General features: G+C 41.9%; 22 protein-coding genes, 15 tRNA genes, 3 rRNA genes, 2 pseudogenes and 2 riboswitches. Of the genes and pseudogenes, 35 read left to right on the top strand and 7 right to left on the bottom strand.

Annotation, left to right across the window (positions count from 1 at the left end):
- Window positions 1-107 precede the first annotated feature (107 nt).
- Window positions 108-300: riboswitch (cobalamin riboswitch) on the bottom strand.
- A 258-nt stretch (window positions 301-558) separates the two neighbouring features.
- The 5 genes from UP17_RS03885 to perR all read left to right on the top strand — a co-directional run bounded on the left by UP17_RS03885 (window position 559) and on the right by perR (window position 4,321).
- The gene (locus tag UP17_RS03885) at window positions 559-975 is read left to right on the top strand and encodes a potassium channel family protein (protein WP_061461750.1); all 417 of its coding nucleotides are present in this window, start codon (window positions 559-561) and stop codon (window positions 973-975) included.
- Window positions 976-1,037: 62 nt separating this feature from the next.
- Complete coding sequence (gene bcp, locus UP17_RS03890; RefSeq protein WP_061465963.1) at window positions 1,038-1,508, top strand: thioredoxin-dependent thiol peroxidase; 471 nt, start codon at window positions 1,038-1,040, stop codon at window positions 1,506-1,508.
- Window positions 1,509-1,519: 11 nt separating this feature from the next.
- The gene (locus UP17_RS03895; protein WP_061461751.1) at window positions 1,520-2,629 is read left to right on the top strand and encodes an aminopeptidase; all 1,110 of its coding nucleotides are present in this window, start codon (window positions 1,520-1,522) and stop codon (window positions 2,627-2,629) included.
- A gap of 148 nt (window positions 2,630-2,777) precedes the next feature.
- Window positions 2,778-3,722, top strand: a complete 945-nt coding sequence (locus UP17_RS03900; protein ID WP_061461752.1) for a D-2-hydroxyacid dehydrogenase — start codon at window positions 2,778-2,780, stop codon at window positions 3,720-3,722.
- A gap of 155 nt (window positions 3,723-3,877) precedes the next feature.
- A complete protein-coding gene (perR, locus tag UP17_RS03905) occupies window positions 3,878-4,321 on the top strand; it encodes a peroxide-responsive transcriptional repressor PerR (RefSeq protein ID WP_061461753.1) in 444 nt (147 codons plus the stop codon).
- Between the two features lie 95 nt (window positions 4,322-4,416).
- Here the strand turns inward: perR and UP17_RS03910 are convergent, their stop codons facing one another.
- The gene (locus UP17_RS03910; RefSeq protein ID WP_061461754.1) at window positions 4,417-4,770 is read right to left on the bottom strand and encodes a YgzB family protein; all 354 of its coding nucleotides are present in this window, start codon (window positions 4,768-4,770) and stop codon (window positions 4,417-4,419) included.
- A 175-nt stretch (window positions 4,771-4,945) separates the two neighbouring features.
- Between UP17_RS03910 and UP17_RS03915 the strand changes: the two genes are divergently transcribed.
- The 19 genes from UP17_RS03915 to UP17_RS04005 all read left to right on the top strand — a co-directional run bounded on the left by UP17_RS03915 (window position 4,946) and on the right by UP17_RS04005 (window position 12,406).
- Complete coding sequence (locus tag UP17_RS03915; protein WP_061461755.1) at window positions 4,946-5,821, top strand: nucleotidyltransferase-like protein; 876 nt, start codon at window positions 4,946-4,948, stop codon at window positions 5,819-5,821.
- 268 nt (window positions 5,822-6,089) lie between these two features.
- Window positions 6,090-7,640 (top strand): 16S ribosomal RNA (locus UP17_RS03920).
- A gap of 176 nt (window positions 7,641-7,816) precedes the next feature.
- Window positions 7,817-10,750: ribosomal RNA gene (locus UP17_RS03925) — 23S ribosomal RNA — on the top strand.
- A gap of 120 nt (window positions 10,751-10,870) precedes the next feature.
- A 5S ribosomal RNA gene (gene rrf, locus UP17_RS03930) occupies window positions 10,871-10,986 on the top strand.
- The 16S, 23S and 5S rRNA genes sit together here with 15 tRNA genes alongside, the layout of an rRNA operon.
- A gap of 9 nt (window positions 10,987-10,995) precedes the next feature.
- Window positions 10,996-11,070 (top strand) — tRNA-Asn (locus tag UP17_RS03935).
- A 5-nt stretch (window positions 11,071-11,075) separates the two neighbouring features.
- Window positions 11,076-11,167, top strand: a tRNA-Ser gene (locus UP17_RS03940).
- A 10-nt stretch (window positions 11,168-11,177) separates the two neighbouring features.
- Window positions 11,178-11,252: transfer RNA gene (locus UP17_RS03945), tRNA-Glu, on the top strand.
- A gap of 15 nt (window positions 11,253-11,267) precedes the next feature.
- A tRNA-Val gene (locus UP17_RS03950) sits at window positions 11,268-11,343 on the top strand.
- A gap of 102 nt (window positions 11,344-11,445) precedes the next feature.
- A tRNA-Met gene (locus UP17_RS03955) sits at window positions 11,446-11,519 on the top strand.
- A 5-nt stretch (window positions 11,520-11,524) separates the two neighbouring features.
- Window positions 11,525-11,600, top strand: a tRNA-Asp gene (locus UP17_RS03960).
- Window positions 11,601-11,612: 12 nt separating this feature from the next.
- Window positions 11,613-11,688 (top strand) — tRNA-Phe (locus tag UP17_RS03965).
- Window positions 11,689-11,695: 7 nt separating this feature from the next.
- Window positions 11,696-11,771, top strand: a tRNA-Thr gene (locus UP17_RS03970).
- A 16-nt stretch (window positions 11,772-11,787) separates the two neighbouring features.
- A tRNA-Tyr gene (locus UP17_RS03975) sits at window positions 11,788-11,871 on the top strand.
- A 6-nt stretch (window positions 11,872-11,877) separates the two neighbouring features.
- Window positions 11,878-11,951: transfer RNA gene (locus UP17_RS03980), tRNA-Trp, on the top strand.
- A 17-nt stretch (window positions 11,952-11,968) separates the two neighbouring features.
- Window positions 11,969-12,044, top strand: a tRNA-His gene (locus UP17_RS03985).
- A 38-nt stretch (window positions 12,045-12,082) separates the two neighbouring features.
- Window positions 12,083-12,157: transfer RNA gene (locus UP17_RS03990), tRNA-Gln, on the top strand.
- A gap of 3 nt (window positions 12,158-12,160) precedes the next feature.
- Window positions 12,161-12,235 (top strand) — tRNA-Gly (locus UP17_RS03995).
- Window positions 12,236-12,243: 8 nt separating this feature from the next.
- A tRNA-Cys gene (locus UP17_RS04000) sits at window positions 12,244-12,317 on the top strand.
- Window positions 12,318-12,325: 8 nt separating this feature from the next.
- Window positions 12,326-12,406, top strand: a tRNA-Leu gene (locus tag UP17_RS04005).
- 555 nt (window positions 12,407-12,961) lie between these two features.
- On the opposite strand, the gene UP17_RS04010 is transcribed toward UP17_RS04005, so the two are convergent.
- Complete coding sequence (locus UP17_RS04010; RefSeq protein WP_061461756.1) at window positions 12,962-13,252, bottom strand: hypothetical protein; 291 nt, start codon at window positions 13,250-13,252, stop codon at window positions 12,962-12,964.
- A 403-nt stretch (window positions 13,253-13,655) separates the two neighbouring features.
- Window positions 13,656-13,862: a hypothetical protein gene (locus tag UP17_RS04015; RefSeq protein ID WP_061461757.1), complete on the bottom strand. Its 207-nt coding sequence runs from the start codon at window positions 13,860-13,862 to the stop codon at window positions 13,656-13,658.
- 474 nt (window positions 13,863-14,336) lie between these two features.
- Here UP17_RS04015 and UP17_RS26025 point away from each other — a divergent pair.
- Window positions 14,337-14,923, top strand: a pseudogene (locus tag UP17_RS26025) (glutaminase); the annotation flags it as partial.
- A 109-nt stretch (window positions 14,924-15,032) separates the two neighbouring features.
- Here UP17_RS26025 and UP17_RS04030 read toward each other — a convergent pair.
- Both UP17_RS04030 and UP17_RS04035 read right to left on the bottom strand, forming a co-directional pair.
- A complete protein-coding gene (locus tag UP17_RS04030) occupies window positions 15,033-15,227 on the bottom strand; it encodes a hypothetical protein (protein ID WP_061461760.1) in 195 nt (64 codons plus the stop codon).
- Window positions 15,218-15,730: a tyrosine-type recombinase/integrase gene (locus UP17_RS04035; protein WP_061465964.1), complete on the bottom strand. Its 513-nt coding sequence runs from the start codon at window positions 15,728-15,730 to the stop codon at window positions 15,218-15,220. Before UP17_RS04035 ends, UP17_RS04030 begins: the two co-directional genes overlap by 10 nt.
- Window positions 15,731-16,171: 441 nt before the next feature.
- Here UP17_RS04035 and UP17_RS04040 point away from each other — a divergent pair, with 441 nt between their 5' ends.
- From UP17_RS04040 to UP17_RS04060, 5 genes and pseudogenes are all read left to right on the top strand, one after another.
- Entirely contained in the window at window positions 16,172-16,432 is a 261-nt protein-coding gene (locus UP17_RS04040) for a hypothetical protein (protein WP_155727210.1), read from the top strand.
- 437 nt (window positions 16,433-16,869) lie between these two features.
- Entirely contained in the window at window positions 16,870-17,577 is a 708-nt protein-coding gene (locus UP17_RS04045; RefSeq protein WP_061461762.1) for a sigma-70 family RNA polymerase sigma factor, read from the top strand.
- Between the two features lie 30 nt (window positions 17,578-17,607).
- Window positions 17,608-18,192 carry an ATP-dependent Clp endopeptidase proteolytic subunit ClpP gene (gene clpP, locus UP17_RS04050; protein WP_061461763.1) on the top strand — a complete coding sequence of 195 codons (585 nt, stop codon included), beginning with the start codon at window positions 17,608-17,610 and terminating at the stop codon, window positions 18,190-18,192.
- 417 nt (window positions 18,193-18,609) lie between these two features.
- Window positions 18,610-19,197: a DUF6241 domain-containing protein gene (locus tag UP17_RS04055; RefSeq protein ID WP_061461764.1), complete on the top strand. Its 588-nt coding sequence runs from the start codon at window positions 18,610-18,612 to the stop codon at window positions 19,195-19,197.
- 9 nt (window positions 19,198-19,206) lie between these two features.
- Window positions 19,207-19,404, top strand: a pseudogene (locus UP17_RS04060) (ABC transporter permease); the annotation flags it as partial.
- Between the two features lie 62 nt (window positions 19,405-19,466).
- Here UP17_RS04060 and UP17_RS04065 read toward each other — a convergent pair.
- Complete coding sequence (locus UP17_RS04065) at window positions 19,467-20,693, bottom strand: ATP-binding protein (protein ID WP_061461766.1); 1,227 nt, start codon at window positions 20,691-20,693, stop codon at window positions 19,467-19,469.
- A 318-nt stretch (window positions 20,694-21,011) separates the two neighbouring features.
- On the opposite strand from UP17_RS04065, the gene UP17_RS04070 reads away from it, so the two are divergent.
- The 3 genes from UP17_RS04070 (at window position 21,012) to UP17_RS04080 (ending at window position 23,062) form a co-directional block, all read left to right on the top strand.
- Window positions 21,012-21,941 (top strand): glycerophosphodiester phosphodiesterase, encoded by a 930-nt coding sequence (locus tag UP17_RS04070; protein ID WP_061461767.1) that lies wholly within the window; start codon window positions 21,012-21,014, stop codon window positions 21,939-21,941.
- Between the two features lie 389 nt (window positions 21,942-22,330).
- A complete protein-coding gene (locus UP17_RS04075; RefSeq protein WP_155727212.1) occupies window positions 22,331-22,579 on the top strand; it encodes a hypothetical protein in 249 nt (82 codons plus the stop codon).
- Window positions 22,580-22,606: 27 nt separating this feature from the next.
- Window positions 22,607-23,062, top strand: coding sequence for a hypothetical protein (locus tag UP17_RS04080; protein WP_061461769.1), 456 nt, complete (start codon window positions 22,607-22,609; stop codon window positions 23,060-23,062).
- Between the two features lie 373 nt (window positions 23,063-23,435).
- On the opposite strand, the gene UP17_RS04085 is transcribed toward UP17_RS04080, so the two are convergent.
- Window positions 23,436-24,332: a PdaC/SigV domain-containing protein gene (locus tag UP17_RS04085; protein WP_061461770.1), complete on the bottom strand. Its 897-nt coding sequence runs from the start codon at window positions 24,330-24,332 to the stop codon at window positions 23,436-23,438.
- Between the two features lie 102 nt (window positions 24,333-24,434).
- Between UP17_RS04085 and UP17_RS04090 the strand changes: the two genes are divergently transcribed.
- Window positions 24,435-24,968, top strand: a complete 534-nt coding sequence (locus UP17_RS04090; RefSeq protein WP_061461771.1) for a histidine phosphatase family protein — start codon at window positions 24,435-24,437, stop codon at window positions 24,966-24,968.
- Window positions 24,969-25,143: 175 nt separating this feature from the next.
- On the top strand, window positions 25,144-25,932 hold the full coding sequence (locus UP17_RS04095) for an HAD family hydrolase (RefSeq protein WP_061461772.1): 789 nt from the start codon (window positions 25,144-25,146) through the stop codon (window positions 25,930-25,932).
- 115 nt (window positions 25,933-26,047) lie between these two features.
- A riboswitch (TPP riboswitch) is annotated at window positions 26,048-26,162 on the top strand.
- Window positions 26,163-26,262: the final 100 nt, after the last annotated feature.

Genomic DNA, 26,262 nt, shown 5'->3' on the forward strand with positions numbered 1-26,262 from the left:
CCTAACCGTCAAAAGAGAAAGTTAGAAATGCTTAAAATAAAGAGGCATGCAGAATGCCCCTTACAATTATAAGGTCCCTAACACCTCCCTATCTCCCGTAGGTTAAAACAGTGTTGTCGAAATAGGCAGGTCTCCTGACTTAGGGAATATCATTAGCGGCGGGCCTTCCCGATCCGTTGATCAGTGGCATATTGGATGGCCGCTAACATTCCCATTACAGTGGCGGGACCGTGCCGGAATTACACCGGGCTTCCCTTTTAATCCTAATGAAAATTAGGAACCTATTTCCACATATGAAATTTCACAAAACCTGCTGGATAAACTGATTGCAGGCAGTGAATATTTATAAAATAAAAATTATTATAAATATTTAGACAACCTTAACATATCCGACTAAAAGGGTCAACATGAAAAAGATTCGGGATAAGGTCCCGAATTCCTGACAAATGCGTTTAGATGTGTTAGTGATAAGGATAAAGTCTGTCCCTAAGAAAGAATATATTGTTTGGACAGGGAGTATGTATAGAGGGAGTGGCGTTTTGAAATGGGGCGTGGGGGATGACTTTCTACATCTTGATTGCAGGAATCATTTTTTGCATGGTGATGAGCATTCGTACGTTATTTCTTGTTGAGTCGGGAGGAAAGAAGTTTTCTCTGGAGGATATGCTGTGGCTTGGCAATTTATATGCGACGATATTAGTTGGATTTGCACTGATTTATTTATTATACGAGCTTCAGAATCATTCGGTGATTCTTGATATGGGCAATCGATTGGATGGCACTTTCTATGAACAGTTGAAGACTTCCTTTTATTTTAGTGCGATGACGATGTTTTCTGTAGGGTATGGGGATATAGCCCCGATTGGCGTAGGCAGGATGATTGCGACAATCCAGGCATTCATCGGCTATACGCTCCCGGCCGCGTTTGTAATTCGGACGGTGATTGATTTAGATCAGGAAAGAAGGAATAAATGAAAGTTGTATTTCTTTCGATTATTGGGTACTCTTACCATAATGAAAGAAATGGAGGGTTCAATATGACTGTTAAAATTGGAGAAAAAGCACCTGATTTTCAACTCCCAGCAAACAATGGTGAAATGGTTTCCCTATCGGATTTTAAGGGGAAATACATTGTTTTATATTTTTATCCAAAAGACATGACGCCAGGATGCACGACGGAGGCCTGTGATTTCCGGGACCACAATGAGCAATTTGAGGAATTGGACGCTGTCATCATTGGTATCAGCCCAGACCCAGCGGCACGACATGAAAAATTCATCGAAAAACATGGATTGCCTTTTCTGCTGCTAGCTGACGAAAATCATGAAGCTGCTGAATCATTTGATGTGTGGCAATTGAAAAAGAACTTCGGCAAGGAGTATATGGGCATTGAACGTTCAACATTCCTGATTGATAAGGCAGGTAAGATAGTCAAAGAATGGCGTAAGGTAAAAGTAAAAGGCCACGTCGAAGAAGCTCTTGAAACTCTTCGCGACCTCAAAAAATAAGGGACAGGCAAATGAAGGATGAGCGAATAACGAAGCTTGCTGCCAGGCTGATTCATCATTCGATACAATTAAAGCCAAAAGAGAGAATCCTTATTCGGGGCCATATCAACACGAAACCATTATTGAAAGAGCTGATTGATGAAACATACAGAGTGGGTGCTTATCCATATGTAGAACTTGAAGACGATGAGATAAGCCGGCACCTATTACAAGGGAATGTGAAGGAACAACTTGACACATCATCGCAATGGGCTCTGAAGAAATATACGGATATCGATGCGGTCATCATCATCACCGGTGAAGAAAACGATGTGGAAATGACTGATGCTCTCCTCGAAAGGCACCGTCTTCAAGGGGAGGCTATGAATTCTCCAACTCTTTTCTATGTGAACAACCGACGTTGGGTCTTGCTTAATTATCCCACCAACACATCAGCGCAAAAAGCCGGCATGACTTTCGACAGGTATCAAGACTTCCTTTTGAACGTATGCACAATGGATTATGGGAAAATGGAGGCGGCATTAAAACCGTTAAAATTATTGATGGAACGGACTGACAAAGTCAGGATCCTTTCACCAGGGACAGATTTGACCTTTTCCATTAAAGGTATGCCGGCTATCATATGTGCCGGAAAAAAGAATTTACCGGACGGGGAAGTATTTACTGCACCTATAAAAGAGAGCGTCAATGGAAGGATATCCTTCAACACATCCACAACCTATGAAGGGATCACTTTTAGTGACATAGAATTAAACTTGAAAAAGGGGAAAATCAGTAAAGCCATTTCCAATCAATCTTCTAAAATGAACCGAATTCTGGATATTGATGAGGGGTCCCGTTTTATCGGGGAGTTCGCAATTGGAATCAATCCATACATATTGGAACCTATGGACGATATATTGTTTGATGAGAAAATAAGCGGGAGTCTGCACTTGGCTCTTGGACTTGCCTATGAAGAAGCTGATAATGGAAACCGTTCATCCATACATTGGGATATGGTCTTGATCCAGCGTCCCGAATATGGCGGTGGTGACATCTACTTTGACGATGTGCCGATCAGAAGGGATGGCGTTTTCATATTGCCGGAATTATATGCATTAAACCCAAATTCATTAAAATAAAGCCTTTTTTAATAAGGGTAAGGCTTTTGTCCAACTCAAAAAGGGGACACCTGAATATGCTTTATTAAGGGAATACCTCCTCAGAGAAAGTTGCGCGGGACATACAGAGCCCGTGTTTTTTTATGTTAATTATAAGGGAGAGACAAACATGTTAATACTTTCAACGATCATTCCTAATGAAGGAATCCAAACGAAGATGAAGGATGCTTTTCCTGAATTGAACTTCATTTATCAAGAAGGATGGATGGATGAGCGACTTAGTGAAGCGGAAATCTTAATTACATACGGTGAGGACTTAACTGAAAAAATCATTGGGAAAGCGGCGAACTTGAAATGGATAATGGTCATGAGTGCAGGAATGGAATTAATGCCTTTTAAAGCCATTGAGGAACGCGGCATTTTGGTTACGAACGCAAAAGGCATTCATAAAATTCCAATGGCCGAGTATACGATAGGGATGCTTTTGCAATATGAAAAGAAATTGAAACTGCTTATGAAGAATGAAAGGGAAGAAATGTGGGATAGAAAGATCGAAGTAGGGGAATTGAATGGCAAAACGATGCTCGTCCTTGGTGCCGGTGCAATTGGAGGAGAAGTGGCTCGTCTCGGGAAAGCCTTTAGGATGACGACACTGGGGGTGAACCGGAGCGGGAAGCCGGTGGAGTCCATTGATCGCCTTTATACCCTGGATAATTTACTGGAAGCCATACCTGGAGCTGATTACATCGTATCTGTCTTGCCTAGTACGGATGAAACGAAGGATCTTCTACAAAAAGAACACTTTAAAGCAATGAAAGAATCTGCAGTATTCGTGAATATTGGCCGCGGCGATCTTATTGACGAGGAAGTGTTGATAGAAGCCCTGGAAGCCGGCGAATTAGCTCATGCCATCTTGGATGTATTTGATCCGGAACCTTTAGAAAAAGGGCATCCTTTTTGGAGGATGGAGAATGTTACGGTCACGCCGCATCTTTCAAGTAAAAGCGGAGAATATTTACCAAGGACCTTTGCGATATTCGAGAAAAATATGCGTGAATACCTGAAGTCTGGAAAAGATTTCATCAACGTAATCGACTTATCGAGGGGATACTAAACTCAATACGAAAATGTGAAAGATTCAAAGCTTTGTGAATAAACTAAAAAGAGAGGGTAAAGCCATTGAATTATTGACAAATTCAACGTATAAAAGGTAGACTATTTATAAATATTATAATTTAAGAATTCATACTTAATAAGAAAAAGGGGTGGATGACGGTGTCTGAAGTTCAGTTAAAAGAAGCGTTGGATTCCCTAAAAGATACCGGTGTAAGAATAACTCCTCAACGCCATGCGATACTAGAGTATTTGATTAGCTCCATGTCCCACCCTACAGCTGATGATATATATAAAGCGCTGGAAGGCAAGTTTCCGAATATGAGCGTGGCGACAGTTTATAACAACCTGCGTGTTTTTCGTGAGGTAGGTTTGGTAAAAGAACTTACGTATGGTGATTCTTCTGCAAGGTTTGATTTCGTGACGACGAATCATTATCATGTAATCTGCCAAACCTGCGGGAAAATTGTGGATTTCGATTACCCTGCATTGGATGAAGTCGAGCATTTCGCAGCACAAGTCACTGGTTTCAATGTTAGTCACCATCGGATGGAAATCTACGGCGACTGCACGGATTGTGCAGAAAAAGAAACGCATTAAAAAAAAAGTTCCTCCACTTGGTTGGAACTTTTTTTCATGGTTATGAAGAAATCAAAAGGTCTTTATGATAAGAAGTTCAGCTAGCTGGAATTCTTCTAGTCATGCAGGCTTTTGCGATTATATTTTTCGTTGAATTCTTCGCCTTCCAACTTTTTGTCAAGGGTCAAGGGTTCTTCACAATGCATGCAAATATCTACACGCCCTAATATTTTTGTGGGTTTGCCGCAGTTAGGACAGACAACCTGGATCGTTTTTGTAGAAAGCATTCCAATCCAAAAATAAACCCCGGTGCTTGCGATTATGAATAAAAGGCCAAGTCCCATGAAAAGTGTCATGATAACAGGATGTGTTTTGAAGAAAAGTCCAATATACATTACGATAAAGCCGATGAAAATCAAACTCAAGGCAAATGTACGTATTTTATTGATTTTGCTAGAATGTTTAGCCATGGATTGTCCCTCCTAAAATATAACTTTAACTATAACATAAACTAAGGATGGAACAAAAAAGAAATAAAGGATACATATTACTTTTGAATTGAAATGGTTTAGGGTAATGGACTTAAGCAGGAATATGAAGAGTTTTGTCGAAAGTTATAAAAAAAAGGTTTTGGAGGAATTTATGATGGAAGATATCCTTCGCCCGATTTATCAAGAGCGAGCAAGTTTAAAATCTACACTTGGAATCTTGTTAATTGAAAAAAGAGATGATAATAGCCCGAATACCGATACATTTGACTACATCCTTTTTGTGATTGCAGACGATGCCCAAGAGGCCGTGTTTTTAAAACATTACACTTACCAGGATAAAAAAGCGGCCTTGCATATCGTTAAGGAAGACCAGTTAAAAGAATGGCTCCTATTAGGGACGAACCGCAAAGTGGTTGACTGGATTTATAACGGGAAAGTCCTTTTTGACCGGAATGAATATTTGGACCGTTTGAAAACCGAAATTCGGGAGTTCCCCTTCTATGGAAGAAAGTTAAAGATGGGGATGGAGTTCGCGAAGTTGATTCGCAGGTACATGGATGGGAAAAGCTTCTTTGAAAAAGGCCATTATCTTGAGGCATATAACCATATCGTTCATTCCCTGCATCATTTGGCCCGTTTGGAAATAATAGAACAAGGCTTTTATCCAGAGGTTACGGTATGGAACCAAGTGAAGCATATGGAGCCTGAAATCTACAAGTTGTATAAGGAATTGATCAGCAGTGAGGAAACTCTCGAAAAAAGATTGGAGCTTCTATTCCTTGCGAGTGAATTTCTTATTTATTCGAGGACGAATGCTGGTTCACAGCATTTGGTTGAAATAATGGGGACGAAAGAAGATCCGTGGACGATTGCGGAGCTTATGGAGCATCCGGAAGTTAAGTTTTATTCAGTCGATCTAGGTGTTTTACTGGAATATTTGATAGAGAAGAAGGTAATCGATGTCATCAAATCGGAGACCAAAGGACACGAGGTTTATCATCGGTTTTATCGAGTGTCAAAAAACTTTTAAAAAAATGTGTTTTTATTGTTGACCAATAATAATATAGGTGTTATATTAATACATGTCGCTGCGGGACATCAGCTTTCGCAGCTTCATTAAAACAAAAAAATAAAAAAACATGTTGACAACATGGTTGATAACATGATAAGATGTAAAAGTCGCTTACGAAGTAACGACAACGAAATTGCTCTTTGAAAACTGAACAAAACAAAGCGCCAACGTTAAATTTTAAGTGAGCACACACTATTAAAAAAGCAAAATGAGCAAGTCAAACATTTCTTCGGAGAGTTTGATCCTGGCTCAGGACGAACGCTGGCGGCGTGCCTAATACATGCAAGTCGAGCGAATCGATGGGAGCTTGCTCCCTGAGATTAGCGGCGGACGGGTGAGTAACACGTGGGCAACCTGCCTATAAGACTGGGATAACTTCGGGAAACCGGAGCTAATACCGGATACGTTCTTTTCTCGCATGAGAGAAGATGGAAAGACGGTTTACGCTGTCACTTATAGATGGGCCCGCGGCGCATTAGCTAGTTGGTGAGGTAATGGCTCACCAAGGCGACGATGCGTAGCCGACCTGAGAGGGTGATCGGCCACACTGGGACTGAGACACGGCCCAGACTCCTACGGGAGGCAGCAGTAGGGAATCTTCCGCAATGGACGAAAGTCTGACGGAGCAACGCCGCGTGAACGAAGAAGGCCTTCGGGTCGTAAAGTTCTGTTGTTAGGGAAGAACAAGTATCAGAGTAACTGCTGGTACCTTGACGGTACCTAACCAGAAAGCCACGGCTAACTACGTGCCAGCAGCCGCGGTAATACGTAGGTGGCAAGCGTTGTCCGGAATTATTGGGCGTAAAGCGCGCGCAGGTGGTTCCTTAAGTCTGATGTGAAAGCCCACGGCTCAACCGTGGAGGGTCATTGGAAACTGGGGAACTTGAGTGCAGAAGAGGAAAGTGGAATTCCAAGTGTAGCGGTGAAATGCGTAGAGATTTGGAGGAACACCAGTGGCGAAGGCGACTTTCTGGTCTGTAACTGACACTGAGGCGCGAAAGCGTGGGGAGCAAACAGGATTAGATACCCTGGTAGTCCACGCCGTAAACGATGAGTGCTAAGTGTTAGAGGGTTTCCGCCCTTTAGTGCTGCAGCTAACGCATTAAGCACTCCGCCTGGGGAGTACGGCCGCAAGGCTGAAACTCAAAGGAATTGACGGGGGCCCGCACAAGCGGTGGAGCATGTGGTTTAATTCGAAGCAACGCGAAGAACCTTACCAGGTCTTGACATCCTCTGACAACCCTAGAGATAGGGCTTTCCCCTTCGGGGGACAGAGTGACAGGTGGTGCATGGTTGTCGTCAGCTCGTGTCGTGAGATGTTGGGTTAAGTCCCGCAACGAGCGCAACCCTTGATCTTAGTTGCCAGCATTCAGTTGGGCACTCTAAGGTGACTGCCGGTGACAAACCGGAGGAAGGTGGGGATGACGTCAAATCATCATGCCCCTTATGACCTGGGCTACACACGTGCTACAATGGATGGTACAAAGGGCTGCAAACCTGCGAAGGTAAGCGAATCCCATAAAGCCATTCTCAGTTCGGATTGTAGGCTGCAACTCGCCTACATGAAGCCGGAATCGCTAGTAATCGCGGATCAGCATGCCGCGGTGAATACGTTCCCGGGCCTTGTACACACCGCCCGTCACACCACGAGAGTTTGTAACACCCGAAGTCGGTGAGGTAACCTTTATGGAGCCAGCCGCCTAAGGTGGGACAGATGATTGGGGTGAAGTCGTAACAAGGTAGCCGTATCGGAAGGTGCGGCTGGATCACCTCCTTTCTAAGGATAATTACGAGAGCGCTTTTGTTTTGTTCAGTTTTGAATGAGTAATTCATTCAAATACGAAAGATAAACATCACGATGTGATGGATTCTTTCTACTTTGTTCCTTGAAAACTAGATAATAGATAGAAGGCAATTAATTTTTTTCAAAGCATCAGTAAGATCTTTTTTAACGGTTAAGTTAGAAAGGGCGCACGGTGGATGCCTTGGCACTAGGAGCCGATGAAGGACGGGACTAACACCGATATGCTTCGGGGAGCTGTAAGTAAGCTTTGATCCGGAGATTTCCGAATGGGGAAACCCACTGTTCGTAATGGAACAGTATCTTTACCTGAATACATAGGGTACTGAAGGCAGACCCGGGGAACTGAAACATCTAAGTACCCGGAGGAAGAGAAAGCAAATGCGATTTCCTGAGTAGCGGCGAGCGAAACGGAATTAGCCCAAACCAAGAGGCTTGCCTCTTGGGGTTGTAGGACACTCAACATGGAGTTACAAAGGAACGGGGTAAATGAAGCGATCTGGAAAGGTCCGTCAAAGAAGGTAAAAACCCTGTAGTTGAAACTTCGTTCCCTCCTGAGTGGATCCTGAGTACGGCGGGACACGAGAAATCCCGTCGGAAGCAGGGAGGACCATCTCCCAAGGCTAAATACTCCCTAGTGACCGATAGTGAACCAGTACCGTGAGGGAAAGGTGAAAAGCACCCCGGAAGGGGAGTGAAATAGATCCTGAAACCGTGTGCCTACAAGTAGTCAAAGCCCGTTAATGGGTAATGGCGTGCCTTTTGTAGAATGAACCGGCGAGTTACGATTTCATGCGAGGTTAAGTTGATAAGACGGAGCCGCAGCGAAAGCGAGTCTGAATAGGGCGAATGAGTATGAGGTCGTAGACCCGAAACCAGGTGATCTACCCATGTCCAGGGTGAAGTTCAGGTAACACTGAATGGAGGCCCGAACCCACGCACGTTGAAAAGTGCGGGGATGAGGTGTGGGTAGCGGAGAAATTCCAATCGAACCTGGAGATAGCTGGTTCTCTCCGAAATAGCTTTAGGGCTAGCCTCAAGATGAGAGTATTGGAGGTAGAGCACTGATTGGACTAGGGGCCCCCAACGGGTTACCGAATTCAGTCAAACTCCGAATGCCAAATACTTATTCTTGGGAGTCAGACTGCGAGTGATAAGATCCGTAGTCGAAAGGGAAACAGCCCAGACCACCAGCTAAGGTCCCAAAGTATACGTTAAGTGGAAAAGGATGTGGAGTTGCTTAGACAACCAGGATGTTGGCTCAGAAGCAGCCACCATTTAAAGAGTGCGTAATAGCTCACTGGTCGAGTGACTCCGCGCCGAAAATGTACCGGGGCTAAACGTATCACCGAAGCTGTGGATTGACACCATTTTGGTGTCGATGGTAGGAGAGCGTTCTAAGGGCGTTGAAGTCAGACCGGAAGGACTGGTGGAGCGCTTAGAAGTGAGAATGCCGGTATGAGTAGCGAAAGAAGGGTGAGAATCCCTTCCACCGAATGCCTAAGGTTTCCTGAGGAAGGCTCGTCCGCTCAGGGTTAGTCGGGACCTAAGCCGAGGCCGAAAGGCGTAGGCGATGGACAACAGGTTGATATTCCTGTACCACCTATACATCGTTTGAACGATGGGGGGACGCAGAAGGATAGGGTAAGCGCGCTGTTGGATATGCGCGTCCAAGCAGTTAGGCCGGAAACGAGGCAAATCCCGTTTCCATTAAGGCGGAGCTGTGATGGCGAGGGAAATATAGTACCGAAGTTCCTGATTCCACGCTGCCAAGAAAAGCCTCTAGTGAGATGTAAGGTGCCCGTACCGCAAACCGACACAGGTAGGCGAGGAGAGAATCCTAAGGTGTGCGAGAGAACTCTCGTTAAGGAACTCGGCAAAATGACCCCGTAACTTCGGGAGAAGGGGTGCTTTTTAGGGTGAATAGCCCGGAAAAGCCGCAGTGAATAGGCCCAGGCGACTGTTTAGCAAAAACACAGGTCTCTGCGAAGCCGCAAGGCGAAGTATAGGGGCTGACACCTGCCCGGTGCTGGAAGGTTAAGGGGAGAGGTTAGCGCAAGCGAAGCTTTGAACCGAAGCCCCAGTAAACGGCGGCCGTAACTATAACGGTCCTAAGGTAGCGAAATTCCTTGTCGGGTAAGTTCCGACCCGCACGAAAGGTGTAACGATCTGGGCACTGTCTCAACGAGAGACTCGGTGAAATTATAGTACCTGTGAAGATGCAGGTTACCCGCGACAGGACGGAAAGACCCCGTGGAGCTTTACTGCAGCCTGATATTGAATTTTGGTACAGCTTGTACAGGATAGGTAGGAGCCTGAGAAGCCGGAGCGCTAGCTTCGGTGGAGGCGTTGGTGGGATACTACCCTGGCTGTATTGAAATTCTAACCCGCGCCCCTTATCGGGGTGGGAGACAGTGTCAGGTGGGCAGTTTGACTGGGGCGGTCGCCTCCTAAAGAGTAACGGAGGCGCCCAAAGGTTCCCTCAGAATGGTTGGAAATCATTCGTAGAGTGTAAAGGCACAAGGGAGCTTGACTGCGAGACCTACAAGTCGAGCAGGGACGAAAGTCGGGCTTAGTGATCCGGTGGTTCCGCATGGAAGGGCCATCGCTCAACGGATAAAAGCTACCCCGGGGATAACAGGCTTATCTCCCCCAAGAGTCCACATCGACGGGGAGGTTTGGCACCTCGATGTCGGCTCATCGCATCCTGGGGCTGTAGTCGGTCCCAAGGGTTGGGCTGTTCGCCCATTAAAGCGGTACGCGAGCTGGGTTCAGAACGTCGTGAGACAGTTCGGTCCCTATCCGTCGCGGGCGCAGGAAATTTGAGAGGAGCTGTCCTTAGTACGAGAGGACCGGGATGGACGCACCGCTGGTGTACCAGTTGTCTTGCCAAAGGCATAGCTGGGTAGCTACGTGCGGACGGGATAAGTGCTGAAAGCATCTAAGCATGAAGCCCCCCTCAAGATGAGATTTCCCATGGCGCAAGCTAGTAAGATCCCTGAAAGATGATCAGGTTGATAGGTCAGAGGTGGAAGCGTGGCGACATGTGGAGCTGACTGATACTAATAGATCGAGGACTTAACCAACGCTTTTTAAAAAAATGAAATACCTTCTTATTATCTAGTTTTGAAGGAATGAAAATTTCTTCTTGCATTTTCTCAAAAAGACGTTATAATAATATATGTCTTGAAAAAATGTTAACAATGTTTGGTGACGATAGCGAAGAGGTCACACCCGTTCCCATTCCGAACACGGCAGTTAAGCTCTTCAGCGCCGATGGTAGTTGGGGGTTTCCCCCTGTGAGAGTAGGACGTCGCCAAGCTTATATTGTTCCGCAGTAGCTCAGTGGTAGAGCATTCGGCTGTTAACCGAACGGTCGTAGGTTCGAGTCCTACCTGCGGAGCCATTATTGGAGAGCTGTCCGAGTGGCCGAAGGAGCACGATTGGAAATCGTGTAGACGGGTAACCCTGTCTCAAGGGTTCAAATCCCTTGCTCTCCGCCATTTTACAACTGGCCCGTTGGTCAAGCGGTTAAGACACCGCCCTTTCACGGCGGTAACACGGGTTCGAATCCCGTACGGGTCACCATTTAGACAACATATTGGAGGATTAGCTCAGCTGGGAGAGCATCTGCCTTACAAGCAGAGGGTCGGCGGTTCGATCCCGTCATCCTCCACCATTTTCAATAAAATCAGGTTGTTTCTACATAATGGATTGATTATTCATCCCATTGAAACACTCAACACGAAAACCTGATGTATAATAGCAACATTATTAACGTCGCGGGGTGGAGCAGTCCGGTAGCTCGTCGGGCTCATAACCCGAAGGTCGCAGGTTCAAATCCTGTCCCCGCAATCTATGGTCCCGTGGTGTAGCGGTTAACATGCCTGCCTGTCACGCAGGAGATCGCGGGTTCGATTCCCGTCGGGACCGCCATTTTTATTGCTTGGCTCAGTAGCTCAGTCGGTAGAGCAAAGGACTGAAAATCCTTGTGTCGGCGGTTCGATTCCGTCCTGAGCCACCATAGTAGTGCCGGTGTAGCTCAACTGGTAGAGCAACTGACTTGTAATCAGTAGGTTGGGGGTTCAAGTCCTCTTGCCGGCACCATGTTTCATCCATATGCGGAGGGGTAGCGAAGTGGCTAAACGCGGCGGACTGTAAATCCGCTCCTTAGGGTTCGGCAGTTCGAATCTGCCCCCCTCCACCATCTTACAGGGGTATAGTTTAAAGGTAGAACAGAGGTCTCCAAAACCTCCAGTGTGGGTTCGAGTCCTACTACCCCTGCCAATTTAAATCTTATAATGGCGGTTGTGGCGAAGTGGTTAACGCACCTGATTGTGGTTCAGGCATTCGTGGGTTCGATTCCCATCAGTCGCCCCATTTTTTAACAAATCATGGTATAATGAATACAACGTTAATGGGCTATAGCCAAGCGGTAAGGCAACGGATTTTGATTCCGTCATGCGAAGGTTCGATCCCTTCTAGCCCAGCCATATGCGAAAGTAGTTCAGTGGTAGAATACAACCTTGCCAAGGTTGGGGTCGCGGGTTCGAATCCCGTCTTTCGCTCCAAAAACGTTGGCGGCATAGCCAAGCGGTAAGGCAGAGGTCTGCAAAACCTTTACCACCGGTTCGATTCCGGTTGCCGCCTCCAACATACATGCCGGTGTGGCGGAATTGGCAGACGCGCACGACTCAAAATCGTGTTCCTCTGGAGTGCCGGTTCGACCCCGGCCACCGGTATCATCAATAGCGAAGGATCGCTATTACATCAAGCTTCACACTTAATTGTGTGAAGCTTTTTTGTGTTTTCGCCCACTACAAAATATGTACAAATAATGTGCGAGGGTAGTATGCAATGAGTATAAGGGGAAATTTATTATCAAGCAGGGATAGAAGTAACTGGTGCGAAAAATAATTCCGTGCTGATTCGTCAGACAAAAACTTATTTTAAAAAGTGCTGCCCATCATTTCAAAGGTGAAGGATTAACAGGACATTTAATTGAAGGTTTGAGGGAATGGTAAAATTGACAAGTTATTCATCAATCAAGATGAAGGAGAATTAAAACAAAGGAACATACAAAACCAATAAAACATTACGGTCTATTATCTGAGATTAAGGGCGTTAGGATTTCATTTCATATGCTTAGGCATCACACATCAGAGTATTCATTCACAATTTATTTTAACAGCGATAGTTTATGGAGCGTTTTCTGTGTTACGGTAAAAATAAAAACGAATGGGTCAAAGAGCGCTAACTCTACCATTCGTTCCGAAAGTAATGATTGGCCAATGATTTTAGATTTCAATATTCATAACATTTAGTTCTGCTTCCGTATACCCAGCAGAGGATAGTGCAATTTCAATTTCTTCAGCAGCCTTATAATCAAATAATTTAAATTTAGACATTAAAGCGAAAGCATTTTGATTTTCAATTGCCAGGGCAACAGCTTCCACGTCTTGTAGTAACTTCAGGTCTTCAATGTAGAATTGAGCGGTTCGCATCGCTAAATACTCATTCTGTGTAGTTGAACTGTAGAAAAGTCTTGTTAAAGTGGCGATTGCGTTAGGAACGAAAATTTTATTCATAATTACCCCTCCATCATTCTCAATATTCTGTCTTTAAGACACTTCAAGTATGAGTCACCATAAAAGTATTGTCAATCTTTAGCTGTTCAGCATTTTTGCTCACCAAATGAAAGTAGATCTGTATAAAACAAGCGACTTTCCAAAGGCAAAAATCATTGCACCGAAGCAGCGAAAGAATGAATGTTGCTGAGTTTAAAAAACGAGCCAACTTACATGTGAAATGTTTATTTAAGCTGGATTGCTAGGTCTGGTTGAGCATCCAGTAAATAGCTGCTTTAAAAAAAGCCAGTGTCACAAGTGGCTCGATTAAGCCCAATGTTTTAGAATTTTTTTAGAAATTCTTTCATTGATGAAATCCTTTCTGTGTTTAAAATTTTCAAAGGGCTTATGAAACAACAGATCCTTATTGACTGTGAAGAAGGCGGGCTTCCACATTACGCAGCTCTCCGAATGAAACACTATCAGCCACAATTACTTGCAATGTTCTCGTAGCTGTCATTCGTTTGTCTGGATGCTTCATTTGTAGATGCTGTTGTATCGCTCGGAAAAGTTCATTATTTTCTGGACGGTTGGCGTTATAGATTTCTTGTAAACTCTTCGATTTTCCCATGGCTTTTCCTACTTTCCATCAAGTGTTAAATACATATGAAAGCTTATGCGATAATATTCGTATGGTCTATATTTCCGTCTGAACGCGTCTAATTCCTTCTTTTTTCAATTAAATCTTCTTTAAAGAGCAGTGAAGTTGCTCCTGATTTTTTTACATGGCGTTAGCTTAGCTGTCTTACTGCTTGACCGTTGCCCGTATATGTTGTTATTTATCTTTGTCTTTAACACGACCAAAGTAATTTAGAAGCATGTTCTGCGTAGGAGTGTGTTATTGTGATGTTAAAAATTTATATTGAGACATGATGCACTAGTCCCGTTATCAACCAGAAAAGTACCTCCTTTAACCTTACTCCTATTTATTTTCAGCTTCGTACTTTTTTAAAATAATATCAGTGAAATATGGTAATAAATAAAAAACTACTATTTAAGAACTACAAACAATAAATTTTCTAAGGGGCGGCAAATTGTGAACTATATGGGATGTCAATGCAGGTCCGATGACGAGTTACAGCAACTGGTCGATCAGGCAAAACTATTTACAAATATGGGAACGGTGGCAGACTATATTCCAGCTCTTGAAAAGGCGAATCCTGGGGATTTATCTGTTGCTATTTACTATCCTGACGGAAAAGGATCGGGGGATGTAAGTGGGAAAATGACCCTGCAGAGCATATCGAAAGTTTTGACACTTGCTCTTGTATTAATGGAAAAAGAGGAAAATGTCTTTTCCTATGTAGGCAAAGACCCTACTGGTGACCATTTAATTCGATTGCCAAGTTAGAGACAAACAAGCCATCCAAGCCGTTAAACCTGATGATCAATGCAGGAGCATTGACTGTGACCTACATGATTGCAGGTGACAGTGAGAATGAAAGATTCAGGCTTATTTTAGATTTTTTCCGAGAATTGTTGCAAGATCCCACTATTGAGAATGTGGAGGACTTAATTGAATTGTACTCGAAGCAGTTTGCCAATGAAATGGACAGTCTGGAGTTGGCAAGGATAGGCTGTGAGCTGGCCATGAATGGGAAAGATTTGTTGACGGGAAAGCAAATCATCCCCTGAGACATTGCCCTAATTTGCAAGACTTTCATGGTTACCTGAGAAACAAATCACTCACTTTCACGGCAAAAAAAGGACCTCTGCACATATGGCAAGGGTCTTAAGGTGATCATAACAAGTTGGATAGGAGAGATACTTTTTTATATAATGCATGTACCTCTTTATTCCGATGATCCCCGATGTCATTTCTTAGGTGGCCTTCCATATCGGTCATTAAATCAGCTAATTTCAATGCCTTTTGCCTATCGGAAATATTGCTTCGAATGATATATTCATATTTTGCATTGTATTCAGTCAGTGACATTTCTTCCGTCCTCCCATAATATCATTAAAGCTGTCCTCTGTTCCTTCAGCAGCAATCCCAATGTACTTGAGTGTAATTTCAGGATGTGAATGATTAAGGATCACTTGTAATTCAGCAACGTCCTTACTTCGTTTATAGAACCAGTACCCATACGTTTTCCTCATGGTATGGGTACCAACGCCCTCGATATCCACCATGTCCGCTGCTTTATTAAGCTGTCTGTAGGCTTGTATCTTGCTAATTGGCTTATCGCCCTTACGTGAGGGGAATAGCCATTCACCATGGATGGTGGCTATATAGGCTGCCAATTCATTACATACATTATTAAGCTGTATTATTCTTGGCTTTTTTGTTTTGCCTTCCTTGATGATGACCTCCATCTTACCTTTAATGTCCTTTATCTTCATCGATAATAAATCAGACACACGCAAGCCTGTATTGATGCCTAACAAGAACAATATGTAGTCTCTCTCGCTGCAATGTCTCTTCAGTGACCATTTCATATCATCTAATTTTTCCAATGATCTGATAGGTTGAACGTCAATTAAATGTTCTTTTGGCAAATGAGATCACCCTTATTTCACGCTAATGGAATCAGTGTTTTGAATGTATACTTTTTATTAATTTAAGAGTAACACTTGAAAAGGATGGAAGTCAATGTGAGGTATATACTGACATCTTTTGGACTGTCCACTTTTAAGGGTTCGAAGTATTTTAGTTGTTTATTCGTATTAAGGTTGAATAATGGCATTAAAAACTTCTGGAACTTGATATAATTAGTCTATAGGAATATTTTTCTAAACTGATGTTTTGATGGATATTTAATAGATGGATTAACTCATTCTGAATTTATTATGCTTTAACAGCAGGATTGGGAAACCACCATGAAGAGAGGTTTAGTTATATTGAAAAAGTTACTGCCTTTAATGTCAAGGTTGTTTACTATGTCAATTATGGTTGCGGTTTTTTACTGTATGTTCATGTTTGCAGACTTGGAGAATGAAAAGACAGACAGCGGGAGTCATAACGAGCAATCAGTTAATTTTGAAGAGATGAGCGATCAAGAAGAGATGCCAGCAGGTTCTTTGGTGAACTATTGTAAAGATAGCGCTAATGAGAGTCGCGCCTCCAGTTGGTTTGGTATTGAAGAAAACGTTATGGAACCTAGCGAATATACGGTTGAATGCATTGAACACTTGGAGTAGCAGCAGAGTTCCTATGGATCACCCGTAAATTTGAAATTCAGGACAACAAGGATATCCGGGACGTCGGGGTTTAGCGCAAAGATAAGGACATATTGACCGAATATTATCGTGAGCGGGGGGACATCCAAAGATTTGGCTGATTGGCTTAATGGAACGGAGTGGAATTAACGGGGAATATGAAGTGTTTTGGAAAATATAGCTTTGCTGAAATGATTGGTGACGAACGGGTACACAGCGGAGAAGGCCATATTTGTTCATATAGAACATTGAAACTAATCTGTTTGGATCTTAATCAAACAGGTTTTTAGTATGAAAGGAAATCCAATGGAAAAAATGGAATAGAATATAATGAAGAATGAAGGAAAATTTTTCACCCCCATATCTTTTTCTCTTTCTGAAACGTTTATAGGATAGAGGGTGTTGAAGGAGTGAGAAAAATGATAAATAAGTTAAGGGAAGATATTTCTGAAGAAAAGGATAACGGTGAGATTTTGCGTGAAGTCTATCCTGAATTGCTTCGGTTTTGCCGATTCCTGACCCAAAATAATTGGGATGGGGATGATTTGGCACAGGAAACGGTATTGAAGGCAATGCAGGGCTATGGAAAGAAAACCGAGATAACAACGGCCTTATTGAAGACGATAGCCCGCCATTCCTGGATTGATACGATACGAAAAAGGAAAAAAGAATCATTAGACGAACTGGTGGATACCGAACAACAGGGATCAGTTGGGGAAAATGCCTTTGAAACGGTTGAATATATAATAAAGTCACTTACCCCGAAACAAGCCGTTGTGTTCCTGTTAAAGGAAGGATTCCTCTATCGGTCAAAAGAAATCTCAGATTATTTGAACACCACGGAAACGGCTGTAAAGGCAATCTTGAACCGTGTGAAAAAGCGTTTTGACGATGACGTTGAAGAGCGTAAGTTGTCTTGTGTGGAAGATTGGCAGGATGAGGAGGAACAGCGGCTCATGTCCCTGATGACACAGGCTTTAAAAGTCCAGAATCCTGATATCCTCATTAGAAGCATTCCATCTTTCAAATCCCTGGACAGTGAATCAATGACTCCTAAACTGATGAATCGTTCGATTCTTTCCAAATCAAGCTTCACTCCTTCAAACACACTCTCAATGGCAGCATAGCCAATATTATTGTTAGGAGGAAGAAGAGATATGACCACCATTCCATATGTAATTGAGCAATCAGGCAAGGGTGAGCGCTCGTATGATATTTATTCCAGACTTCTAAAAGACCGTATCATCATGATTGGGGAAGAAATCACCGATCATTTAGCCAATAGTGTGGTTGCCCAATTGTTATTCTTGGCAGCAGATGCACCTGAGAAGGAAATTACCATCTTCATAAACAGTCCAGGGGGCTCGACCAGTGCCGGTTTCGCCATTTATGATACGATGCAATATATTAAGCCTGATATCCGGACTGTATGTACGGGGATGGCTGCATCATTCGGTGCCATGCTTTTATTGGCGGGTACGAAAGGGAAAAGGTGCGCTTTGCCAAATAGTGAAATCATGCTTCATCAACCGCTTGGTGGGGCGAGGGGGCAAGCCACGGAAATTGAAATTTCTGCCCGAAGGATTTTGAAACTAAAGGATCATATCAATCAAATCATCTCGGAAAGGACTGGGCAGCCTATCGAAAAGGTGGCGAAGGACACAGATCGTGATTACTTCTTAAGCGCAATAGAGGCGAAGGATTACGGTATAATCGATGAAATAATCGTTCAGGATAAGTAATCCTGATAAAAACGCCATCAGTAAGCTCAAAAATAAGCTGGATGAAAACGAAAAGAAACTGTCGATATCTATATCGGCAGTTTCTTTTTTACCTTCGACATTACTCCATATATTTATTTACAAATCCTCCCCATACCTCGTTCCAATACTTTTTTGGATCCACTAATTTAGCTTCATCTCAATGGCCGCATAGCCAATATTATTGTTAGGAGGAAGAAGAGATATGACCACCATTCCATATGTGTGAAAAAATAGAAGGGTGCCAAGGGTGACTATTGAAATCTGAAACTACTGAAATTCTTTTTGAAAAGGGCTGAGAAAAGGATTTTGGATGTTTTCCTTTTCTGGATAGTCCATCCATTTAATATGCTAAAATAAATATTATCTAACATTATCAATATCTTGGAGGAAGTTTCAATGAAGAAAACGAAAAAGGTTTTACTTATTAGTGGAATCTTTGTTGTGGCATTATTCGGGTTGGGGATTGCTTCCTTTAAAATCATGGAAAACTCCAATGATTACGAAAAAGCACAACTGGAGGTCGAAGCCAGGGAAACCAAAGAACAAATTGAAAGAGAAAGAGAGGATGTGAAAATCACAGCCCAAAGGGAAGCGAAAGCTAGAGAGGCGGAACTTGAAGCGAAAACAGCGATATATGATGGGATTGAATTTGAAACAGGGCTTGATGAAGACTCAACCGAAACGGAAGTCATGGACGTCATGCATAAAATGACTCATCAAAAAGTTCGATCGCAAGATAAATGGGGAGCTATACCAATGTCCCCTAAGATTATAGAAGAGGTTTATAAAATAGTGGATTTAAGTGATTTTCAGCATAGAGATAGATTGCTCGGCATTGCTGCCAGGTGGGGGAACTTTAATTTTAGCACGATCGTTCAGGACCATAACTTCTTTTGGAAAGCCAAAGAAGGTACCGTTGGAAAAGCCCATGGCACATTAAGTGCGGCAGAAGAGATTGAATTCATTGAAGTGAATTTTAAGTGAGGCCATTTGATGTGCTTGGTCGTCGCTGAATTGTTGGGTGCAGATAGAGGGGTGGGCTTCATGATCCAGGATGCCCGTTCATTCATGCAAACGGACGTCGTATTCGTAGGCATCATTATTTTTGCCATGGCTGGTAAAATTTCTGACTCGTTTGTCCGCTTTTTAGAAAATCATTTGCTGAAATGGCAAGATAGCTTTAAAGCCTAATTGAAAAGGATGACCGCCCGGTTTGGGGAGGTCATCCTTTTTCTTGTTTGTTAATGTATGTTTTAATCTATTTCGCTATATAAGGGCAAATAAATAGTGAAGGATGTTCCTTTGTTCAATTCGCTCTGTACCACGATTTTCCCTTTGTATTTTTGAACGATGGAATAACAAACGGTCAGGCCGATACCAGTTCCCCTATCTTTAAGCGAATAGAATGGGGTGCCGAGTATTTCAAGCTGTTCTTTGGAAAGACCTATTCCTGTATCCGTTATTCGGATTTTTGCCATAGTGAGTTCCTTCTCTGTTTCCACCTTGATGAATCCGGGATTGTTCATCGACTCAATTCCATTTTTCATGATATTGACCAGTATCTGTTTAAGCTCGATCGGATTCATATTGATTTGTAGGTCATCACGGAAATCAAGTTGAAAGCCTATGTTTCGATTATTGGCAAAACTGGATAATAGATCGGAAATCTTTTGGATTTCATAATTTAAAGGAATGACCTGAATATTATCCGTTTGCGGTTTTGCCAAAGACAAATAGTCATTGATTATCACTTGTGTATATTCAAGTTCTGTAAGCATGGTCTGCACATAAAATTTTTCCGTCTCATTCAGTTCCTTCTCTTGATCCAATAACTGGGCAAACCCCTTCACGACTGTAATGGGATTTCGTATCTCATGTGCAATGGTGGCTGCTAGCTGACCGACTGAGTTCAATTGCTTGGCCTGTTGGATCTCCTTATGGAATGCATTAGTGGATTCCATCCTATTGTTGGTTCCTATGAACACAAATACCAATATGATTTGTATAGCGATGAAATTAATCGTATTGCCGAAACTATCCAATGAAACATACTCATAAGTGTATTTAAGATCCGTTTGCGAAATGATCAAGATGGAAGCAGGACCTAATATGATATTTAAAGTGGCGACAATATAAAATCCGATTTTATCAAAGAGAAAAATGGGAATCAAGGGTGCTATAGCAAAAAAAGCCAGCATAATTGCGGTATCTGGGAAAATCCAGAATTTGCTGTATATATAAACAGTAATTAAAGAAATGAATAGGGTTTTATAGAAATTGACTTCTGTTTTTAAGAAAAACAACAGAGAAATTATCATCCCCGATATTAAAATGACCTGGAATGTCATATCGTAGGGGTTATCTTTCCAACTTATAGGTGATACGGAAATCCCAACTAATAGTAAAAAGGATATCATTGCCATGAATGCCTTCAGTATAAATCGGTGTTTGTTTTGATAATATTGATAGTTTTTTAACATAATTCCCCTTAATATAAATATTCTGTTTGTTTAATAGTAATCTGATACTAGTTTTTTGTAAATCAGAAAAAAATAGATCTTGTCAACGTATGTAACAAATCCTTCTAAATCAAGGGGAAATGGATGATGGGGAGGCGAATGGAATGGGTTCATGGAATTAGGTTGGGTATAACGAACTGCACGGAGGCCTTGCAAGTAATTTGCTTCACGGGGCATTTTACCCATTTTAACTAATGTATTATTTCTTTACACTATATTTGCTGTAGATTCACATTCCCCTTCTAAAATGGTGGTAATAATAGGAAGGGGATAGGGAAAATGAAAACGAATATAAAGAAATTCGGTTTATGCATGATGAGTGCGGCTTTTATATTGCAGGCTACTTCCATGGAGGCCTCAGCAGCAAATGAAGATCATTCGAATTCATCTATTTATGAGAGGAAAATTGTGAATATCGCACATCGAGGAGCTTCCGGTTATGCTCCTGAACATACCATACCCGCATATCAATTGGGAGAACAAATGAAAGGCGACTACATAGAAATCGATCTTCAGATGACAAAGGATGGAAGATTGATAGCAATGCATGATGAAAAGGTGGATCGTACAACGAATGGTACAGGTCTAGTGAAAGACTTAACGCTGGCAGAAATCAAAAAACTAGATGCCGGTACATGGTTCAATGAAAAATATCCGCAATTGGCAAAAAAGAAATATGAAGGGTTAACGGTACCCACTCTTGAAGAAGTCTTTATGAAATTCGGCAGGCAGGCCAATTACTATATTGAAACAAAGTCTCCTGATGTATATCCAGGAATGGAAGAAGAACTTCTGCAAGTTCTGAAAGAAAATAAACTGGTGGATTCAAAAGGCCGTACCAAAAATGTACTTATACAATCGTTCAGTCAAGAAAGCCTGTTGAAGGTTCATGCCATGAATCCAAATTTACGACTTGTACAGCTTTTTTCTTATAAGAACCAAGCAACCATTTCTGATGAGGAATTGGAATCCATTAAGAAATATGCCATTGGCGTTGGCCCGAACTTCAATAAGGTGGACGGACAATATGTGAAGATGGTTCGAAATCATGACCTTCAATTCCATCCATATACAGTAAATGAAAGAGCGGACATGAAAAAAGCTCTAGAATGGGGTGCAACGGGGCTGTTTACGAATTATCCCGATGTATTTAACGAGGTTCTAAGAGAGTATAAGCATGAAAAGCACAATGACAATGTGAATTTATAAGGTTACTAAATAAGTGTTTCATAGGTGAGTCCCGGTTTTCCGGGGCTTTTTTTGTATGAACCGGATTCAACTTAATGAAGGGCATTTAATCCTTGGGAGAAATAGGTGTTCATAGGCTTAGTAGACTTTTGATTATAAACGGGTTTCTAGTATGAGGACATAGAAAACCTCGAATAAGGGACTTTTTTTACTGTGTCCATTATTCGGGGGATGGTTCGATCTGCATGGGCTTTTTTATTAGGGACACAAATAGATTGAAATTATTGTTATATTATGGATATCGTATAAAAAAGGTGAAAAAAGATGAATGATCATTATGTGTGTGAACTGAAGAGTATCTGCTTTTCTTGACTATTATCGTTGCTTTTGTTTCAGGTGGATCCGGGAATGTGATGATTGATCCAATGGATGATGGAGGGTATAATGTGTATCCTCAGGCCAGTTATTCCAATATGGTCGATATGGGAAATGGACTTTTTGGCGTGTTGACTGGCGGTACGGATTTAAGCGGAGATGAAACATTCAAAATCTATTATTATGATAGGGAAAAAGATGAGTTGATCTTCAAAAAAGAAACGATGCCAAGTGAACTTGAACAAGGGCTTTTGGTAATGAGATGGAGTATTTATATTATATAATGATAGTGACAAAAGGAGGATGTATAGATGATGGTATATAATTCGGCAGCAGAACTTTGTAAAGGGTTTGGGTATCCGCCCGTTCACGTTAAATTGACGATAGAGATCGTCGATAAGAGGCTGGGACCTGTAAGGGCGGAAGCAGAGATAGCCATCAAGCCTGTTGAGTCAAAGGGGTTTTTAGAGGTGCTGGTGGAGGATCTGGAATCGGAGCATATTTTTGCTGATGAAAATGGCAGCATATACGGAAGTTTTGGCATCGATCAAAGCATCCAGATTTATGATGAAGTCCTAACTACCATTCCATTCGAAGAGTTAATCGGAAAAGAAAATTGGAAAGAGGCTGTCGATTCATTTATCATGGAAGAAAAGCTAAAAGGACAGTTGGAAAAGGTACTAAATAATTATCAATTCAGTGATATGAGTGGTAAATATAAATTTAGAAAAATATGTACGATTACTGAACTCCAATTTTTGAAGTGAAAAAATGGAGAAGGTAAAAAGCCTTCTCTATTTTCATTATTCTTGGATCATATTAAAGCTGTTTTGGTTAGCATAACAAGCCTTCTTTTCTTCGTATTCGGTCCCATCCATCCATATCAGGTAAACCCCGTCCTTTAACTAAGAACATCTTCGCATTATGTTTACATCAGATAAAAGTAAGTTCGGCATTGGTTAAAAACATATTCCCATCAAATATCTATTATTAAAAAAATCCACTTTTTTGAATGCGATGGTAAGTATGCATGAAATCGCATCAGACTGTGAAATATGGTTCTATATTTTTCATCATTTGTTAGATATATTGAATGTAAGGCACTAAAAAAGCACAGGAGTTAGCCCCTGTGCGACGAAATTATTTATAAACCTTACTTGGGATTTTTACTGCAGGGCGGCCAAATGCATAAGGAGCTACTTCATATTCTTGGAATACGAGATAGATCCCCCCATTTGTATAATAGAACTGTGAATCCTTATTGACGGGAACCTCGCTCTGTTTTTTTACATAAAAACTATCTCTTTTCCTCATGTAGTCAAAAGCATATTTCTGCACCTTCGTATATTTCACTTTGGATGTGAGGATTTCACTGATTTTCACCTGTTTACCGGAAGACACTTTAAAATTATAGGATGTTGTGTATCCCATTCCATGAGCTCCACCGCTATAGGAGTAATCGTCAAAAAGAATGCTTAGCTTTTCATCCTGGTTGAATTTCACTTTATACGAAATACTGTAACTATACTGGCAAGTGTATGGGGATTCTTTGCACCATTCCTCATTTTTATCTTTTTCCCTATCCTTTTTTGCTTGCAGATAAAAGGAATAGGCATCCTTGGCATGCTTAGTTAACACCTGATTAATTTTATCCTGAGCTGCTTTACTTTTTAGTCCTGATACTTGCGGATACGACAAGTCACTAATATTTTTATACTTTTTCTTGGTTATCTTCACATTGCTGAATTTTAAATATTTAGTAGATACATAGGCTTTTTTTCCATTGTACCGAATTTCCGACCAGCCGGATTTTGTTTTTGAATAAACGGTTACGGCTTTCCCTTTCTCCAACGATCCTACTTTTTTATAGCTGGTGCCGGGACCACTTCTAACAGATAAAGGGGAATTCTTCGTGTTTACCGTTGCGTTTTCTGTAGTGGCTGCGGAGACAGAGTCGATTTTTATCAGTAAAAAAGAGATGCATGTAAAAGCTAATGCGACAGCAAGGAAAATCTTAGTGAAATTCTTGGATAGCATTCAATTACCACCTTTGTATAATTTTTACATTACCTATTATATAAGTTGGTGGATCAAATAGAAAGTTAATTTTATAATTCAAAAGCTAAAGAGGAGAAAAAAATGAAAATTGGTTTAGTACGGCATTTTAAGGTGGCACATGAATTCCCTACTGGGAAATCTGTGACGGCGGATGATATGAAGCAATGGTTTGTGGACTATGATGCAGCGGATATTATTTATGGAACGACCTTACTTGGCGTGGAGGAATGGCAGGAATGTTATTGCAGTAATATGTCGAGAGCTGTCAAGACAGCGGAACATATTTATCCAGGTACGGTTCATCGGATGGAGGAGCTGCGGGAAATACCTTCTCCCCCTCTCAAAGGGAAGGTGAAGCTGCCATTCATCCTTTGGGCCATCTGGATTCGCTGCTGCTCGCTGTTCAACAAGGAGACAAGGGCGGAAATTAAGATCGCCGAACGAAGGATCAATAGAGTATTGGATGAAGTTTTTGCAAAGGGGGAAAGGGATGTTCTGATCGTGAGTCATGCCGCCCTTATGGTCTATATGAGGAAAGAGCTGATCCGACGGGGGTTCACCGGTCCAAAATTCAAGATTGCCGGTAATGGAAAGCTGTATGTATTCGAAAGATGATAAGTCAAAAATATAGGGTTTCCCACCATAGAAGGTAAGTCTGGTATATTGAACATTTTACTTAAGAAAGATGCAGGCCTTTTCCGATTAGTTATTCTTTTTCCGTTGGTTGTGGTTTATTATTGTAATAGTGTAATTTTTACGAATTCAATAATAGGGAAAGAGGTTGGACAATTTGGTGAAGGCAGTTTTTTTTGATTTAGATGATACATTACTATGGGATCAGAAAAGTGTAAAAGAGGCTTTTGTGGCCACATGTAAAGTGGCTAAGGAGAAATATGATTTAAATGTCGACGAGTTTGAAGAAGCAGTTCGGAAGGAAGCGCGTGAGCTTTATTCTTCTTACGATACTTATGGATTTACACAAATGATCGGAATCAACCCATTTGAAGGACTGTGGGGAAATTTTCAGGATGATCATGATGAATTCCGGAAGATGGCCGTGATTGCACCAAATTATCGGAAAGAAGCATGGACGAGAGGCTTGAAGGCATTAGGGATCGATGACCCGGCATTTGGACTCGAACTGGCAGAACGTTTCCCTGCAGAGAGACGTAAAAAGCCATTTATTTATGAAGAATCATTCCGTGTGTTAGATGAATTAAAAGGGAAGTACAAAATGCTATTGTTGACAAACGGTTCTCCTGAACTCCAAAATACTAAACTTGAAATTACACCTGAACTAGTTCCTTATTTCGATCAAATCGTCATTTCTGGAGCTTTTGGACGAGGTAAACCGGATGCCTCCATTTTTGAGCATGCTTTGGAGATCATGGAGCTTGATAAGGATGAAGTATTGATGGTCGGCGATAATTTAATGACGGATATCCTTGGGGCATCACGGGTAGGTATAAAGTCGGTTTGGATAAATCGCCATGATAAGGAACGGAATGAAGTGCTTCCAACCTATGAAATCAAGCATTTAGAGGGGCTTTTCCCAATCCTTGAGAGCCTGGAAAATTAATTGGTGATCCTTCTCCAAGTAAAGAATTTGGAGAGGATGACCTAAAGTATTAGGACTTTCGAATTATATACAGAATGAAAAGGGTGATATATAGTTACCCTGTAATCAATTAAATTATTCAGACTAGGGGTGTCCAATAACAGTTGGGCTGAGAGAGAAGCGCTTATGCTTCTTAACCCTCAGGACCTGATCTGGTTCATACCAGCGTGGGGAAGTTAGAATCTACTAAACAATGACATTTCATTTGGTCATTTCTGTAGTAATACTAACGTTAGCCGGGTCTTAAATATGAGATCCGGTTTTTTCGTGCGAAATGGATTGGATTTTGTC

This window comes from Peribacillus simplex (assembly GCF_001578185.1).
Taxonomy (GTDB): domain Bacteria; phylum Bacillota; class Bacilli; order Bacillales; family DSM-1321; genus Peribacillus; species Peribacillus simplex_A.

Excerpts from the sequence above, each read along its gene's own strand:
- UP17_RS03885 (WP_061461750.1), top strand. The coding sequence starts at position 559 with ATGACTTTCTACATCTTGATTGCAGGAATCATTTTTTGCATGGTGATG.
- bcp (WP_061465963.1), top strand. The coding sequence starts at position 1,038 with ATGACTGTTAAAATTGGAGAAAAAGCACCTGATTTTCAACTCCCAGCA.
- UP17_RS03895 (WP_061461751.1), top strand. The coding sequence starts at position 1,520 with ATGAAGGATGAGCGAATAACGAAGCTTGCTGCCAGGCTGATTCATCAT.
- UP17_RS03900 (WP_061461752.1), top strand. The coding sequence starts at position 2,778 with ATGTTAATACTTTCAACGATCATTCCTAATGAAGGAATCCAAACGAAG.
- perR (WP_061461753.1), top strand. The coding sequence starts at position 3,878 with ATGACGGTGTCTGAAGTTCAGTTAAAAGAAGCGTTGGATTCCCTAAAA.
- UP17_RS03910 (WP_061461754.1), bottom strand. The coding sequence starts at position 4,770 with ATGGCTAAACATTCTAGCAAAATCAATAAAATACGTACATTTGCCTTG.
- UP17_RS03915 (WP_061461755.1), top strand. The coding sequence starts at position 4,946 with ATGGAAGATATCCTTCGCCCGATTTATCAAGAGCGAGCAAGTTTAAAA.
- UP17_RS04010 (WP_061461756.1), bottom strand. The coding sequence starts at position 13,252 with ATGAATAAAATTTTCGTTCCTAACGCAATCGCCACTTTAACAAGACTT.
- UP17_RS04015 (WP_061461757.1), bottom strand. The coding sequence starts at position 13,862 with ATGGGAAAATCGAAGAGTTTACAAGAAATCTATAACGCCAACCGTCCA.
- UP17_RS04030 (WP_061461760.1), bottom strand. The coding sequence starts at position 15,227 with ATGTCACTGACTGAATACAATGCAAAATATGAATATATCATTCGAAGC.
- UP17_RS04035 (WP_061465964.1), bottom strand. The coding sequence starts at position 15,730 with ATGAAATGGTCACTGAAGAGACATTGCAGCGAGAGAGACTACATATTG.
- UP17_RS04040 (WP_155727210.1), top strand. The coding sequence starts at position 16,172 with ATGTCAATTATGGTTGCGGTTTTTTACTGTATGTTCATGTTTGCAGAC.
- UP17_RS04045 (WP_061461762.1), top strand. The coding sequence starts at position 16,870 with ATGATAAATAAGTTAAGGGAAGATATTTCTGAAGAAAAGGATAACGGT.
- clpP (WP_061461763.1), top strand. The coding sequence starts at position 17,608 with ATGACCACCATTCCATATGTAATTGAGCAATCAGGCAAGGGTGAGCGC.
- UP17_RS04055 (WP_061461764.1), top strand. The coding sequence starts at position 18,610 with ATGAAGAAAACGAAAAAGGTTTTACTTATTAGTGGAATCTTTGTTGTG.
- UP17_RS04065 (WP_061461766.1), bottom strand. The coding sequence starts at position 20,693 with ATGTTAAAAAACTATCAATATTATCAAAACAAACACCGATTTATACTG.
- UP17_RS04070 (WP_061461767.1), top strand. The coding sequence starts at position 21,012 with ATGAAAACGAATATAAAGAAATTCGGTTTATGCATGATGAGTGCGGCT.
- UP17_RS04080 (WP_061461769.1), top strand. The coding sequence starts at position 22,607 with ATGATGGTATATAATTCGGCAGCAGAACTTTGTAAAGGGTTTGGGTAT.
- UP17_RS04085 (WP_061461770.1), bottom strand. The coding sequence starts at position 24,332 with ATGCTATCCAAGAATTTCACTAAGATTTTCCTTGCTGTCGCATTAGCT.
- UP17_RS04090 (WP_061461771.1), top strand. The coding sequence starts at position 24,435 with ATGAAAATTGGTTTAGTACGGCATTTTAAGGTGGCACATGAATTCCCT.